The organism is Limosilactobacillus ingluviei DSM 15946 (assembly GCF_001435775.1).
GTDB classification, from domain to species: domain Bacteria; phylum Bacillota; class Bacilli; order Lactobacillales; family Lactobacillaceae; genus Limosilactobacillus; species Limosilactobacillus ingluviei.
Map to the genome: position 1 here is coordinate 13866 of NZ_AZFK01000030.1, position 15298 is coordinate 29163.

Sequence of the window (15298 nt, forward strand, 5' to 3'; positions counted from 1 at the left end):
AAAAAGCGGAAGACGGGATTCGAACCCGCGACCCCCACCATGGCAAGGTGATGTTCTACCACTGAACTACTTCCGCAAATGTTTAACTTAGCTTTGAGAAGTTATCCTCTCAACAGTTATATATATTACCGGATCACCCCCAAAGTGTCAACACTATTTTAAAAGTTTTTTGCAAAAATTTGGCCCGTTACGTTCGCCGCTAAATTATCGCTTACGGGACACTACTTTTATCGTAACTTCGGGGCTGATTCTTCGTTACAAAACAGAAAAGCCGGTGGTCTCCCACCGGCTCGCCGATATGCGGATAAGAGGATTCGAACCTCCACGCCACAAGGGACACAAGAACCTAAATCTTGCGCGTCTGCCAGTTCCGCCATATCCGCATAAATAAAAAAATGGAGGATACAGGGCTCGAACCTGTGACCCTCTGCTTGTAAGGCAGACGCTCTCCCAACTGAGCTAATCCTCCATGTGTTGAACTCAAACAACTTCTATAGTTTAAGCCCAACGGTGAGATTTTGCAACCCCTATTTCAAATTTAATTCCGTTAATTTTTGATCAACCATCGCCAAAACCTGCTTGGCCGCGGCGGGACTCTCGACAAAATTGTACTTGTCGCCGTCAATCATCATCTTCGGACTTTCGTCATAGTGCACATACCAGTCTACGTAGCGCTGATTCAATTCTTCATAATATTGATACAAGCTCGGATCAGCATCAATTTGTTCGTAAGCCCGGCCCCGCTTTTTAATCCGTTCCAACATTGTCGGGAAAGAAACCTTGATGTGAATCAAGAGGCTCGGCTTCTTAGCTAATGGTTGGTTCGGTAGTTCTTCCAACATATTCCCCAGCAGTGAGGAGTAAATATCGGCTTCCGTCCCCGTCGCCCGGCCCAAATCAGCATTCAAGCGGAACAACAAGTTGTCTTCAAAAATCGACCGATCCAGCACACTTAACTTGTGTTGGGCCGCTTCCTTGATTTCATCCAAGCGGCGGTTTAAGAAATAAATTTGCAAGAGGAAGCCGTACTTTTGCGGATCCTGGTAAAAGAGGGGCAAAATCGGGTTGTCATCAACCGATTCATAGTAGGCCTTTGTCCCCAAGTGCTCAGCTAACATTTGCGTCAGACTGGTTTTTCCCGCTCCAATCGTTCCGGCAAGTACAATCATGAACATCCCTCACTTAATTTTTTGATCTAAAAGTGCAACGCAATCTATTATAACTTGTTCTGATAAAAAAACCACGGGGAAGTCCCCGCGGTTCCAAATTTTTTATGCTTCGTGGTGCTCTTCATCCTCAAAGCTTTCGCCCTTGGTCTTGCGTGACAAGTCGACTTGGTCGAGCGGAATCAGCTTTGAACCGTAGCGGAACTTGTAGTAGAAGAAGAGAATCAAGACCAGCGGCAAGCTCATGTAACTGATCAAAATGTTGGACCAATCCAACTTCAAGAAAGCGTCGATATTTTGCCCGGCAATTACGACAATGCACAAGATAAAGGCAAAGATCGGCCCAAACGGGAAGAGCAAGGCGTGGTACTTTAATTCCTTCACGTCATGCCCCTGAGCAATAAAGGCTCGACGGAAGCGGTAGTGGCTGATTGCGATCCCAAACCAAGCGATGAAACCACACAACCCCGAGGCCGCGACTAAGTAATTGTAGGCTTCGGGTCCGATAAACTGGGTCAACCAAACCAAGACCCCAACGACCGTGGTCCCTAACAAACCGTAAATCGGAATCCCGCGCTTGTTGACAATCCCGAAGATCTTCCACGCGTAGCCTTCCCGCGCTTGGGAGTACAGCATCCGCGTCGAAGCATACATCCAGGAGTTGGCTGCCGACAGGACCGCGACTAAGATCACGGCGTTCATCACACTGGCCGCCGCCGCTAACCCGGCCCGTTGGAAGACCAGGGTAAACGGACTCGTCACAATATCTTGGACGTCGGCACTCAAGAGGTTCTTATTCGTGTACGGCAAGATTACGGCAATCACAAAAATCGTCAAAATGTAGAACAAGAGGATCCGCCAGAAGGTCGACTTGATCGCTTCAGGCACGCTCTTTTCAGGGTTGGCCGATTCTCCGGCCGCAATCCCGATCATTTCCGTCCCTTGGAAGGAGAAGCCGGCTACTAAGAAGACCGAGATAATCCCGGGCACCCCGTGGACAAACGGCGCCTCCTTATAGGTAAAGTTGCGCATACCAATCGGCGCTTGGCCTCCCATAATCCCAAAGATTACTAAGACCCCAACGATTAAGAAGGCCACTACGGCTAGGACCTTGATCAAGGCCAGCCAAAATTCGGTTTCCCCGTAGGAGCGGACCGACAGGTAATTGATAATGAAGATGACTAAGAAGATCACCCCACTAAACATCCAAGCCGGTACGTGCGGGAACCAGAAGTTCATCACCAGCCCGACGGTCGTAATTTCCACCGGCACAGTAATCGCAGCGTTAAACCAGTAGTTCCACCCGAGAGCAAAGCCCAAGGCCGGACTGACAAACTTACCGGCATACGCCGCAAACGAACCGGTCAGGGGGATGTAGGTTGCCATTTCGGCCAAACTGGTCATCAAGAAGTAGACCATAATCCCCATCACCCCGTAGGCAATCAACGCCCCCCCGGGACCGGCGGTGGTAATTGCCGAACCCGAAGCGATGAACAACCCGGTCCCAATTGAACCCCCGAGGGCAATCATCGACAGGTGCCGAGTTTGAAGGGAGCGCTTAATCTGCCCTTCATTCTTTGTATCCATTTCAACTTCCTCCTAAACTGAAATTATTGCAGCTAATTTTAAAGCTAAGAAAAAAGGGATTGACCGCAAAACGCCCGGTCAATCCCACTATTTCAGCGATGAATTGGAAGCGCCCCGCGATATTCGCGACAGTCCGTGACCTCTTAAGCCACGACCCAACCAAAACAGCCACAAGCCTATTTTGATTTCGGCACCCCGCCCTTTCCTTTCCGTTCCCAGCCGCTTGCTCGGCTCCCACAAAGTACTGATGAAGGGTGCAACCTCTTCTCTTAAACTTTTTTCATTATAACGACCCGGTCGGCAGAATGCAAGATTTAATCTCGCCCGCGCCGGTACGTAAAGACGGCCCCTTGCTTTTGGCGCTGAAAGCCATTGTGTTCCAACACCCGCTGGGAAGCCCGGTTGGTAGCTGTTACTTCTGCCACCAACGCTAGCGTCGGGTTGGCCCGTAAAAAAGTGGCCACTGCCGCTGTCATCAAACCGTGGCCTTGCCAAGCCGGTGCTAACAGGTAACCCAACGCCCACTCAGTTTCCGCTTGCGGAAAGGTCGCAATCATCCCCACTAATTGTTCTCCGGCCCACAAGCCCCATAAATACCGCTCTTGCAGCCAATTGCTGACAGCCCACTGACGCAAGGCTGGATCCGGCGCCAAGGTCAAGCCCGCCGCCTGAGTCAAAGCTTCATCCGCTAGCAAAGCCATCACCGCTGCCAAATCAGCTGGCGCCAGCCAACGGCCCTTTAACTTTGCTTGTTGCGCATTTTGCATTACAATTACCCCCAGACGACACAATTGAGAAAGAAGTTGATGACGATGCAAGTACAAACGTATTCACTAACGACCGACCACCGGACCACGCCGGCGACTTTGACGGCCTACCTGCAGACCCCGACCCCCGGTAGCACGGTTCAGCAATTTGCGCCGCTCTTAATCATTCCGGGTGGCTCGATGACCCATATTCCAGTCGAAGAAACCGAAAAGACGGCCCTCGCCTTTGCCAGCCGGGGCTTTCAGGTTTTCATTCTACGCTATTCCTTTGTCAGTGACCAGACCCCGCTCTACCCAGCGCCCCTGTATGATTTGGCCCAAGCCGTTGCCATGATCAACACGCACCGGGCCACCTGGCACCTTAATGACTACCTCCACCTCCTCGGCTTTTCGGCTGGCGGCCAAGTCACGGCCCTCTTTAATGATTACTGGGACGCCTCGTGGTTGGCTCAGGGCGCTGGCGTTACGACTGCCGAGTTGGCCTTTACCGATCTAATTTTAGGCTACCCCGTGATCGATCTGGACGCGGGTTTCCCGACTGACGCGCCGACCCTCGCCCAGTGGACCGATACCCCGGTTAAGTACAATGCCAGCCAGCACGTGACTGCTACCAACCGCCCAACCTTCTTATGGGCCACGTTAGACGACCCGATCGTCCCGGTGCAAAATACGATCAATTATTTCCTGGCTCAACAAGCCGCCGGTATTTCCCAGGAAATACACCTCTTTGAACACGGCCCGCACGGTATGGACTTGGCCAACGCCCTGGTCGCCCATCATCCAGCGGGCAACCAGCCCCACGTGGCGCACTGGGTCGACTTAGCCGTTGAATGGCTCCAGTCTGATCATCACCAATTCTAAGCAAAAAGGGTGCGCGAATCGCGCACCCTTTTTGCTTATTCCCCTAAGGCTGCTCGCAAGTTAGCCAGGCTAACCTGGGCAGTATCGGTAAACTTCACAGTGGCAGCACTCAATTGGTCACCAATCCCAATTGACAACTCACCCGCTCCGTTGATTGATTGGATCCCCGCCGCGGAGTCTTCCAACCCGGCGACTTGATCAGCCGGCAGGTTCATTACTTCAGCCGCCCGGGCAAAGATTTCCGGGTCCGGCTTACCGGCGTGCAGGGTCGCTGGGTCGACAATCCCGACAAAGTAATCGGTCAAGCCCAGGTACTTGAGAATCTTTGGCGCATTCTTCGACGCTGAAGCCAAGGCCATTTGGTAGCCCCCGGCGCGTAATTCATCCAAGAACGCCTGCATCCCCGGCAGGATGTCAGCCGGCGTCAAAGTGGCAATCAGCTTGCCATAGTTGTCATTCTTTTCCGCCGCCAGGGCTTCCTTTTCGGCTAAAGAGTAGTCATTTTCGTGCCCCCCGGCCTTGAGAATCATTTCCAAGGAGTCCATCCGGCTGACCCCTTTTAAGGCTTCTTGCAATTCGGGGGTCCATTCGGTTCCGACTTTAGTGGCCGTCTGGTGCCAAGCCTGACTGTGGAACTTGGCCGTGTCCGCAATTACCCCATCTAAATCGAAGGCAAATCCTTTTATGTCTGCAAATTTCATGAATAATTCCTCCCGGTTAAAGCTAAGGGGGCGGGGTTGCCCCCGCCCCCTTAGCGATCGTCTATGCCTACAGCGTGTTTTATTTCAACTTAATTACTTTAATTCTAACTTTTCACCAGCCAGGTCAATCGTCAGTGGTTCCCCACTGATCAATTCAGCCTTGGCCCCGTCTTTATCAACCGTGACTTCAATTACCCGGCCGCGGAATTGCTGACGGAATTGGTAGGAATCCCACTTCTTTGGCAGGAATGGGGCGTAATGCAATTGGCCATCCCGAACCCGCATGCCCGCGAAGCCTTGCACGATGTCGATCCAACTCCCGGTCATGGACGTAATGTGCAGTCCATCGGCCGTATCGTTGTTGTAGTTGTCCAAGTCTAAGCGGGCGGAGCGTTCATACATCTCGACCGCTTTATCTTCGTAACCAATATCAGCGGCAATGACCGAGTACACGGATGCCGACAGACTGGATTCGTGGACCGTAAATTGTTCGTAGAAGTCGAAGTTGCGCTTCTTTTCTTCCGGCGTAAAGTCGTCCATGAAGTCCCAGATCCCTTGGATGACGTCCCCTTGCTTCACGTACGGGGAACGCAGGATCTTGTCCCACGACCAATTTTGGTTCAGTGGCAATTGGTCACTTGGAATCTCACCCACTGGGATCAGATCCTTGTCCATAAAGCCATCGTTTTCTGGGAAGATCCGCCGTTCTTCATCGTACGGCAGGTACATATTATCCACGATTGACTTCCAGTGGCGCTTTTCGTCTTCAGTGACCGCTAAGTCAGCCGCTACCTCGGCGTCCACTTCGGCCAAGACTTCTAAGGTGTACTTGAGCGTCCATTGGCACAGCAGGTTGGTGTACCAGTCGTTATTGACGTTGTTGTCGTATTCGTCTGGTCCCGTGACCCCGTGAAGCATGTACTTGTTAGCCCGTTGGGAGTAGTGGACCCGGTCGGCCCAGAAGCGCGAAATTTCGGTTAAGACCTTGGCCCCTTCGTGCAAGACGTAGGACTTGTCGCCGGTGTAGTTGGTGTAGTTGTAAATGGCGTAGGCAACGTCGCCGTTCCGGTGAATTTCTTCAAAGGTGATTTCCCATTCGTTGTGGCATTCGATCCCGTTGAAGGTCACCATTGGGTACAAGGCCCCCTTGAGCCCTTGTTCTTGGGCATTGATGTAGGCCCCGTCCAATTGGTTGTAGCGGTACATCAAGAGGTTGCGCGAAATTTCTGGATCAGCAACCCCTAGGTACACTGGTAAGCAGTAGGCTTCTGTATCCCAGTAGGTCGCCCCACCGTACTTTTCCCCCGTGAAGCCCTTCGGACTGATGTTTAAGCGGTAGTCATTGCCGTAGTAAGTCGAGAAGAGTTGGAAGAGGTTAAACCGAATCCCTTGTTGGGCCCCCTCATCCCCGTTGATCTTCACGTCCGACTTGTCCCAGCGGGCTTGCCATTCGGCTTCGTGGGCCTTCAATAAGTCCGCAAAACTTTGGTCCGCTAAGCTGGTCGTTAATTCATCGACCCGTGCTAACAGTTCGGCTTCGGTCGCAAAGTCGCGGGAAGTCGCCACGACCGTCCGCTTTTCTACCGTCAAGCTGGTTTGCGGGGCCAATTCCCCGGCAAAAACGTTGGCGACTTCCTTATCGGCAACGTGGTCCGTCGTGTGTGGCAAGGCCGTCAGCGTCGTCGTCTTCATCGCAACCGTAAATTGCGGCGTTCCAAAGTCGTTGGGTTTGGTCTTAGAAACCAACAATGCGTGTTGCCCACTGGCTTGCCGGTCTAAAACATCCCAGAATTGTTCATCGTAGTTCGCATCTTCATTGTAGACGTCACCATCAATGGCACTGGTAACTTCAAGTTGCACGGCTTGGTCACTCAAGTTGGTCAAGGTTACTTGTTGCCCCACCAGTTCCTTTTGGACCGCCGAAACAAAGCGGACAAATTCGAAGCGCATCTTTGCGCCCCCGACCGTAGCCGTAAAGGTCCGGGTAAAGGTCCCGCGTTGCATGTCCAAATCAAGGCTGAAGTCACTTGGCGTTTGCTTGGCTAAGTCCAGGGCTTCGCCGTTAACGGTAATTGGCAACTTCAAGAAGTTGACCGCGTTGATCATCTTCCCAAAGTACTTGGGATAACCATTCTTCCACCAGCCGACCCGGGTCTTGTCGGGGAACCAAACCCCACCTAAGTAGACCCCTTCCATTTTGTCGGCGGAGTAACCTTCTTCAAAGAAGCCCCGCATCCCCAGGTTTTCATTGGCCAAACTGGTCATTGATTCTTGGAGGCGCTTGTCTTCAGGTGACCACTTGGTCGTCTTGACGTGCCAAGGTGCAATATCAAAAGTTTGTTTCATTGGTAAAATTCCTTTCTCAACTTAACGCATGAATTATTCGGCAAACGTTTCCTTAATGGCGCCAACGCTTAGGGCCCCACAAGCTAAGACCAACCCCGCCAGCAAGAACATGTTGACTTGCGAGTTGCCCAGCAGCGGGAAGAGGGCGAAGCTGGCCAGGGAAGCCACGATCTGTGGTAAACAAATTGAACCGTTAAACAGCCCTAAGTAAGTCCCCATGTGCTTCCCAGACAAGGCGTTGGTGACAATCGTCAGCGGGTAGGTGTTCATCCCGGCCCAAGCGACCCCGACGAGCGTGTATGAAACAATCAAGGCCCCTTGGCTGTGAATAAAGAAGACGGAGATAAAGCCCAGCGCCCCTAACAATAAGGTCGTCGCGTAGCCAGCCTTGTGGTACTTATTTGGCACCTTAGCCAAAATGTAGGAGCAAATCACCGCGGCGATTGATTGGACCGCCGCCAAGACCCCGTACCAGTTCCCGGCCGCTTGGTAAGCCGCCGACGTAGCATTGGTCGTGTGCCATACGTTCTTGGCAATTGCCCCGGCCGAGTAAGTCCACATGTATTGGAAGGCAAACCAGCAGAAGAATTGAACTAAAGTTACCGTCCAGAAGGCCTTTGGCGCGTGCTTCAACAGGGTCAGCCAGTTGCCACCTTCCTTATTGTCATTTTCCGTAATCCCGTGGTAACGAGCATAGGTCGCCGGATCATATTCCTTCACCCGGAACACCGTAAAGGCACTCGTCACGATCAACAAGACCGCCCCAACGTAAAAGGAAATGACCACGGATTGTGGGACGACCCCTTTCTTAGCCGTGTTGGCAACCCCCAAAAACGTCAACAGGAAGGGGAAGATCGCCGCTAAGACCGCTCCGGTGTTGGACAAGAAGCTTTGAATCCCGTAGGCGTAGCTCTTTTGATCGTCGTTAACCATGTCCCCGACCATCATCTTAAAGGGCTGCATGGCAATGTTGGATGACAAATCCAAGAAGGCCACGGTAATCGCCCCAAACCAGAGGGCCGCGAGAGAACCGTACCCGAAGCCGAAGCTCCCGGAATTTGGCAGCAACATCATGACAATTACGGCCACCAAGGTCCCTAAAATCAGGTACGGCAACCGCCGACCGCCCAGCTTTGGCGCCCAGGTCCGGTCAGAATAGTACCCCACAATTGGTTGGACAATCAGCCCGGCCAACGGTGGCAAGATGAAGAACCAGCCCAAGTTATTCGGGTCAGCCCCAATCGTTTGGAAGATCCGCGACATTTGCGAACTTTGTAAGGTAAAAGCGGTTTGTACCCCCAAGAAACCAAAGTTGATCATCCAGATCATGTTTCTCGAGAGGGTTGGCAACCCCGCACTCGTAGCTTTTTCACTCATAATGACAACAGTCTCCTTCAAATAAGAACAGGTCCAATAATTGCAAGAGATTTGTGGAAGCGCTTCATAAATCTTTTTCGAATAATAATATATCAGCTCCACCAATTTTGTGCAACCGTTTGCGCAAAAATTATGCAAACGGTGGCCTAAGTTTGGGAAGCCAAAAATCGGTTCACCCCTTGCCCCACTTAGGCCTAGGATAAACCGATTTCAAAGAAAAATTATTTTTCATTTGCGCTCACGATCCGAAAGCCAACCAACTGGTGCGTCCGGTGCTTATCAAACAACAAATTGATCGCCTTGGCCCCCAATTGGCGGGGCATCATATCGACTTTAATCACCGCCGGACTGGCGAGACTCAACAGGCGACTGCGGTTAAAACAAATCGCCGGCAATTGTTTGGGCCACGTGACCGTTTGCAATTGATTATAAAAACTCAACAGACTGATATCATCAACGGCAATAATCCCATCCACACTCGGATGAGCCGCAAAAAAAGCGGCGGGTTCATCTTTTTGCAAATCATAGCTCAGCGCGGTGCCCCCCTGGGCCGCTAAAGCAGCTTGATAACCAGCCTGCCGATCCGCTTCATAGGCCCAGTGATGACCCGAGCACACTAACAGCGGCTGGCGAACCCCCTCTTCAATTAGTAAATGGTGGGTCGCCTTTTGCCCCGCCAGTTGGTTATCGTTGTTAAGGTAGCGGTCCCCCGGTTGGCTGGGATGGCCGATAATCACAAAATTTTGTGCCTTTTCGCGGAGGTAAGCCGTGACCGGATCGTCGGCTTTCGTATACAACACCAAGAAGTTATGAATTTGCGATTGCTCAACCATCGCCTGGACATTTTTTAGCAAACTGGCCTCATCTTGACAGATCGCCGTTGCCAACACGTAATTTTTCGCTACCAGTTCCGTATTGGCCCCCCGAATAATGTCGAGTTGGAAGGGATTGGCCGGGGCGTGTTCATCCGTGACCGGAAAAATCACTCCCACCACGCTGGCTTCCCCCTTGGACAAGGTCTTCGCAGGACCACTGGGGCGGTAATCCAAGGCCGCCGCGACTTGTTTGACCTTGGCAATCGTCGCCGCACTAATGCGTGGATTGTCATTCAACGCGCGCGAAGCCGTCGAAACCGAAACCTGCGCGGCTTTGGCGACATCCTTAATCGTACTCATTGTTTCCCCCTTCAGTTATCCCCCGGTCCTGATTTCCCGGGAAATAACTTCACCTATCAAATTCACTTCTTCAATTATACCAAAAAAGCCGGGGCCTGCCGCCCCAGCCTTGTTAAGCTTAATATCGTGAATTTGCTACTAACTGCCAATGGCTCAGCCGCGGCGCGATAATCACGTATAAGTATTCCGCTACTTGCAGCCACGTGTAGGCTAACAACATCGCGCCGACCGTGTCCATTGGGAAATGAGCGTATAAGTAGACCCGGGAAATGGCCAACAGCACCACGTAAAAGATCAGTAACAATTGGCAAATTACCCGCACGGCGGCCCGTTGAATCAGCGGAATCACAACCAACATCAAGATTCCTGCCACCAAAAAGGCCCCTAAAACGTGTCCACTCGGGAAGGAGTAGCCATTGTCCGCCGCCATGTGTTGCGCAGGCCGTACCCGCTTAACCAGGTGCTTGGCAATTGTACCCAAAGCATCCCCACCGATGATTACCCCTAGCGACCACAGGGCCGGAATCTTGTACTTAAAGCCCCACAGCAAAAAGGCAATTAAAAAGGCCCAGACCAAGTCCAGCTTGGGTTCACCCAAAAAGGAAATCAACGTCATCAAAGTCTTCATTCCCCCGGTAGCGTTCGGGTGGTTATTGGTAAACAGCGCTTGTAAGACCGAATCAAGGGTCCCGATCAGCATCGTATTTTTGTAAACCATCGCGCCCACCACGACAAACAGCACCCCACTGACCAGGAGGCGTTGCCAACGATTGGCATCATTTTCAATCAGCATATTTTTCTCCTCAAAATTAATTTATCTTGGTAAGTGTATCACACTAGGGCCGCCCTTCGCAGGCAGCCCCCGATTTTGGTTAATTTTTAAGCTTCGGGCGCTTCATTGATAAATAAGTTGTGCGCCGCCTTGTAAGAAATACTGATGGGATCCCCACCAGCAACGGGCTGGACAACCACCGGTCCTTCAAACGGTTCGTGTTTAACAATCGTCAAGCGATCATAGAGGCGGACCCCCAGTTCGGACAGGTAGGTCAGCAATTCGTGGTTGTCCAAGAAGCGTTCCACGACGACCGTTTCGCCATCCGCGGCATCCGCTAACAGGCGGTGGCTGACCGCCCGAAATTCCCCCGCCGCACTCGGAATTACCCCGCCGTGGGGACAATTTTGGGGATGGGCCAAAAAGGCATCCAACGCAGTCGCCAAACGATCACTGGTTTCGTGTTCTAAGACTTCTGCTTCCGGGTGCACATCAGCGACGTTGTAACCCAGCTTATCAACCAAAAAAGTTTCCCATAGCCGGTGCTTGCGGACCAATTCGGCCGCGTACTTCACCCCTTTATCGGTAAGCTGAATGCCGGCATAGGGCTGGTGGGTTACCAAGCCTTCGTCATCCAATTTCGTAATCATTTCCGTGACTGAGCCCGCGGCAATCCCCAGCCCCAGGGAAATTTGTTTGTTGCTAACTTGCTGCTTGCCGCCGCCCAGTTCAAAAATAATTTTCAGATAGTCTTCTTTCATCGGCGTCATTTTCTCGCCCGAAACCCTCTTTCTGTATTGGTTAAATGCATAGTTGGTAAAGTTAAACGAATTATATCATAACATCAAACCCTGTTGTTTGGAGAACCTAACTTTAATTTTTTAGTACCGCTGAGCAAAATCATTGACCACCATTTACTTACTTTTTATAATTAAACGCAAACATTAACAAATCCAGAAAGGATGCTAACCATGGAACATTTTACTAACATTGTGATCGGCTTTGGTAAGGGCGGCAAGACCCTAGCGAAATACTTAGCAACCCACGGTCAGGACGTCTTAGTCATCGAACGTTCAGCCCAAATGTACGGGGGAACCTGCATCAACGTCGGCTGCTTGCCATCGAAAAACTTGATCTTAAACGGGCAAAAGGGAGTGCCCTTTGCCCAAGCAACCCAAAAACGGGCCGAAATGACCGCCCAACTACGCCAAAAAAACTACCATTTAGTGGCCGATGAACCACGCGCCCAGGTAGTTAACGCCACCGCGCAATTTTTAAACGACCATAGCTTATTGCTGACCGCGCCGGATGGACAAACCGAACAGGTCAGTGGCGAACGGATCTTTATCAATACTGGTGCCACTCCAAGGATCCCGGCCATTCCGGGCTTAAAGTTAGGGGAGCGGGTCCTAGATTCACAGCGGGCGATGGAACTGCCCCAGCAGCCACACCGGTTAGCTATCTTGGGCGGTGGCCCCATCGGCTTGGAATTTGCAGCGATGTTTGCCAGTTACGGCAGTCAGGTAACCTTATTTGATCCACATGAGCAACTGTTACATGGCTTTGAGCCCGAAGTCCAAACTGCCGTCACCGCCGATTTACAAGCCAGTGGCTTAACTTTACAACTAGCTAGTCAGGTCAGCCAAGTCACCACCACCACTGATACCGTGACCTTAACCTACCATCAGGCTGGCCAAACCCAAACGGCCCAATTTGATTACTTACTGGTAGCCACTGGTCGCCAACCTAATACCGCTGAACTGGGCTTATCAAATACCACCATCGCCACGACCCCGACCGGGGCAATAAATGTCGATGAGCATCTCCGCACAACCGCCCCAAATGTTTGGGCCTTAGGGGACGTTAACGGCGGTCCCCAATTTACCTATATTTCCCTGGACGATTTTCGGATCGTAAAGGACCAGCTCTTCGGATCGGGAACCCGGTCTACGGCGGATCGGCACTTCATTCCTACAACCACGTTCTTGACACCGCCGCTAGCAACGATTGGTTTGACGCAAGCGGCCGCCCAAGCCGCTGGACATCAGGTCTTAGTCTTCCAATTAAAGACCCAAGCAATTCCAAAGGCCCGGGTAATGGAAGACCAGCGGGGACTGTACAAAGTCATCGTTGATCAACACAGTCATGAAATCTTAGGCGCCACACTGTACGCCCAAGAAGCCCACGAGGTGATCAACTTAATCGCCTTGGCCATGAACGGCCACTTAAAATACGAACTGTTAAGAGACATGATCTACACTCACCCGACGATGGCCGAAGCTCTGAACGATCTTTTTCAAATCCCACTTCAGCAATAGCTCAAAAGAAGTTGGAAAAAAAGTTTTAAAAATTCAAAAGCGCTAGAAACCACGTTACTGAAAACGTTGATTTCTAGCGCTTTTTTGTTGTTACTTGCTAAGATTTAGCCGAAAAGATAGTTTCTTCTCAGCCTCTTTCCTACGATTAGTCACGGCGCAGTTGCATCTTCATAAAGAAGCAGTAGTTTAACGCCACCATCACCGCTAACCAGAGGAAGATCCCAATCATGACCGCCGTGTGGGTGGCCAAGAATTGCAGGCTACCAAAGAAGGTTGCTGGATCTAAGTGTAAGGTGACAAAGAGGAAGCGCACCAGGGTAACCATGATAAAGATCAAGACAATTGGTCCTCCGATCCCAACGATCCACTTCCAGAGCCGATTCAAGAGGGCAAAGCCAGCCCCAATCGTCGCCACGGTCACCACCCCGACTAAAATCGTCAGCAAGGTCCAACCGGCCCCATCCGCAAAGTGACTCAAGTGGTGAGTTGAATAAAGGAACAGGTTCTTGAGTAAGGCCAAGCCCCACGAAGTAACTACCAACACCAAGAGCAGGCAGGAATTAGCCAGCCAAGTATGGCGCCGGGTAATATTGTACTGCAGACCCCACTTAAAGATCGTATACGGAAAACACAGGGCAAAAATCAGGACGGCCATATTCCACGCCCCATAAACTTCCCCGGCCAAGAAATCGCCAAAGTCAAATAAACTCATCCGACTGCCGCCGATCAAGGCAATCAAGCCACTCACCAAGTGCAGCCCCACCAAGACGGCGACCACTACCCCAAAGGCCCACGCGACCATCCGCAATCCCCATTTCACTAGGGCTAACGTTTGTTTACTCATGTTTTTCTCCCCCGTTCGTTAATGCCGTAAAGGTTTTTTGTAAATCCAAATGTGCTAATTTAACCTGATCCGGCAAGACGCGGTGGTCATCCAAGGCGGCTACCACCGTCACCGCTTGAATCTTGCCTAATTGCCGACTGGTCAGGATTTGCATGCCGGCCGTGTATTCGGCCACTAAATCGGCGGGCCCGCTGATTTCATACGCATTCGCCAATAAATCAGTAACCGCTTCGTTCTTAATGATTGTGGCATGATCCAAAATAATCACGTCTTCTAACAATTGTTGCACTTCGCTGATCAAGTGGGTTGAAATTACAAAGGTCCGCGGCCGTTCTTCGTAGGTCCGCATTAGTTCTTGATAGAAAAGTTCCCGGTGGTTGGCGTCCAACCCGAGGGTCGGTTCATCCAGGAAAATGTAGTTGGCGTTAACGTTCAGCGCCACCGTTAGCTTGGCGGCGGTTCGCAGCCCCGTTGACAGTTTAGCCAAAGTATCTTTTTCGCTAATCCCAAACGCGTTTAACATCCGGGTTGCATTGGCAAAGTCAAATTGACCATAAGCATCTTCGGCCATCGCAAAGGTATCCTTGACCTTGGTATGCTTCATCAACAAGTCAACTTCACTCATCAAGTACAGCTCACTCAGGGCCGCCTGATTATCGGCAACCGGAGTTTGGCCCAACAAGACCTGCCCCTGGTTGGCAAAGATTCGGTTGGTCATAATATTAAGCAAAGTACTCTTGCCGGCCCCGTTGCGCCCCAGCAAACCATAGATCTTGGCTGGCGCTAACTCAAAACTGACGTCATTTAAAATTTGCTTGCGCCCAAAGCGCTTCTTAACGTGTTGGATCGTTAACTTATTCATGATCGTACCCCCGTTTAATCAATTCCAATAGGTGTGCTTCCTCAATCCCTAATTTCTTGGCTTCAGCCACCAAACTAGCGACGTACTCCTGATAAAAGGCTTCTTTGCGTTGGGCGACCAGGCGCTGATGGGCACCAGCCTTGACAAACATCCCCCGGCCCCGCCGCTTTTCTAACAGTTGTAAGTCCACCAGCTGGTTCATTCCCTTTAAGACTGTCGCTGGATTAATGTGCAATTCCTGTGATAGTTGCGTTGTTGATGGCACTTGTTCGCCCTCCTCAAAAATCCCTGTAAAAATCATTTCTGCGAGTTGGTCCGCAATTTGCTGATAGAGCGGTGCGGATTGATCAAATTCAAATTGCATTTTTTCACCACCTTAACCTGATTAGTTCATCGGTTAATCACTTGTGTAACTAACTATATAACTAACTAACGATTTTGGCAAGGGCGGCGGCCACTTTTTTTGCTGAGAGTTTACAATTCAAGTGCAACACAATTTAAAAAAATAACCCATAACGGGGT

14 protein-coding genes, 3 tRNA genes and 1 riboswitch are annotated in these 15298 nt (G+C 51.1%); of the genes, 2 read left to right on the top strand and 15 right to left on the bottom strand.

Features of this window, described 5'->3' with window-relative positions; genetic code table 11:
* Positions 1-4 precede the first annotated feature (4 nt).
* From FC43_RS04805 to FC43_RS04835, 6 genes are all read right to left on the bottom strand, one after another.
* Positions 5-76, bottom strand: a tRNA-Gly gene (locus tag FC43_RS04805).
* A 223-nt stretch (positions 77-299) separates the two neighbouring features.
* A tRNA-Leu gene (locus FC43_RS04810) sits at positions 300-383 on the bottom strand.
* A 13-nt stretch (positions 384-396) separates the two neighbouring features.
* Positions 397-469 (bottom strand) — tRNA-Val (locus FC43_RS04815).
* A 58-nt stretch (positions 470-527) separates the two neighbouring features.
* Positions 528-1169, bottom strand: a complete 642-nt coding sequence (locus tag FC43_RS04820; RefSeq protein ID WP_056954551.1) for a deoxynucleoside kinase — start codon at positions 1167-1169, stop codon at positions 528-530.
* Positions 1170-1271: 102 nt separating this feature from the next.
* A complete protein-coding gene (locus tag FC43_RS04825; protein WP_056954553.1) occupies positions 1272-2753 on the bottom strand; it encodes an amino acid permease in 1482 nt (493 codons plus the stop codon).
* Positions 2754-2852: 99 nt separating this feature from the next.
* Positions 2853-3027: riboswitch (Lysine riboswitch) on the bottom strand.
* Positions 3028-3067: 40 nt separating this feature from the next.
* Entirely contained in the window at positions 3068-3520 is a 453-nt protein-coding gene (locus tag FC43_RS04835) for a GNAT family N-acetyltransferase (protein ID WP_056954557.1), read from the bottom strand.
* 45 nt (positions 3521-3565) lie between these two features.
* Between FC43_RS04835 and FC43_RS04840 the strand changes: the two genes are divergently transcribed.
* A complete protein-coding gene (locus FC43_RS04840; protein ID WP_056954578.1) occupies positions 3566-4381 on the top strand; it encodes a lp_1002 family arylesterase in 816 nt (271 codons plus the stop codon).
* Between the two features lie 35 nt (positions 4382-4416).
* Here FC43_RS04840 and pgmB read toward each other — a convergent pair whose 3' ends face one another.
* The 6 genes from pgmB to FC43_RS04870 form a co-directional block, all read right to left on the bottom strand.
* Positions 4417-5082 (bottom strand): beta-phosphoglucomutase, encoded by a 666-nt coding sequence (gene pgmB / locus FC43_RS04845; protein ID WP_056954559.1) that lies wholly within the window; start codon positions 5080-5082, stop codon positions 4417-4419.
* 93 nt (positions 5083-5175) lie between these two features.
* Positions 5176-7428 carry a glycoside hydrolase family 65 protein gene (locus FC43_RS04850; protein ID WP_056954561.1) on the bottom strand — a complete coding sequence of 751 codons (2253 nt, stop codon included), beginning with the start codon at positions 7426-7428 and terminating at the stop codon, positions 5176-5178.
* Between the two features lie 33 nt (positions 7429-7461).
* Complete coding sequence (locus tag FC43_RS04855; protein ID WP_056954563.1) at positions 7462-8805, bottom strand: SLC45 family MFS transporter; 1344 nt, start codon at positions 8803-8805, stop codon at positions 7462-7464.
* A 221-nt stretch (positions 8806-9026) separates the two neighbouring features.
* Positions 9027-9980, bottom strand: coding sequence for a LacI family DNA-binding transcriptional regulator (locus FC43_RS04860; protein WP_019206791.1), 954 nt, complete (start codon positions 9978-9980; stop codon positions 9027-9029).
* Between the two features lie 118 nt (positions 9981-10098).
* The gene (locus FC43_RS04865) at positions 10099-10773 is read right to left on the bottom strand and encodes a phosphatase PAP2 family protein (RefSeq protein ID WP_056954565.1); all 675 of its coding nucleotides are present in this window, start codon (positions 10771-10773) and stop codon (positions 10099-10101) included.
* Between the two features lie 86 nt (positions 10774-10859).
* On the bottom strand, positions 10860-11522 hold the full coding sequence (locus tag FC43_RS04870; RefSeq protein ID WP_056954567.1) for a metal-dependent transcriptional regulator: 663 nt from the start codon (positions 11520-11522) through the stop codon (positions 10860-10862).
* A gap of 201 nt (positions 11523-11723) precedes the next feature.
* Between FC43_RS04870 and FC43_RS04875 the strand changes: the two genes are divergently transcribed.
* Positions 11724-13070 carry an FAD-dependent oxidoreductase gene (locus FC43_RS04875; protein ID WP_056954570.1) on the top strand — a complete coding sequence of 449 codons (1347 nt, stop codon included), beginning with the start codon at positions 11724-11726 and terminating at the stop codon, positions 13068-13070.
* 145 nt (positions 13071-13215) lie between these two features.
* Here the strand turns inward: FC43_RS04875 and FC43_RS04880 are convergent, their stop codons facing one another.
* Genes FC43_RS04880 through FC43_RS04890 form a run of 3 tightly spaced genes read right to left on the bottom strand, consistent with a single transcriptional unit; the run spans position 13216 to position 15140 of the window.
* Positions 13216-13914 carry a hypothetical protein gene (locus FC43_RS04880; RefSeq protein WP_056954572.1) on the bottom strand — a complete coding sequence of 233 codons (699 nt, stop codon included), beginning with the start codon at positions 13912-13914 and terminating at the stop codon, positions 13216-13218.
* Complete coding sequence (locus tag FC43_RS04885; protein WP_056954574.1) at positions 13907-14776, bottom strand: ATP-binding cassette domain-containing protein; 870 nt, start codon at positions 14774-14776, stop codon at positions 13907-13909. Before FC43_RS04885 ends, FC43_RS04880 begins: the two co-directional genes overlap by 8 nt.
* A complete protein-coding gene (locus FC43_RS04890) occupies positions 14769-15140 on the bottom strand; it encodes a GntR family transcriptional regulator (RefSeq protein WP_056954576.1) in 372 nt (123 codons plus the stop codon). The genes FC43_RS04885 and FC43_RS04890 overlap by 8 nt, the downstream gene beginning before the upstream one ends.
* Positions 15141-15298 lie beyond the last annotated feature (158 nt).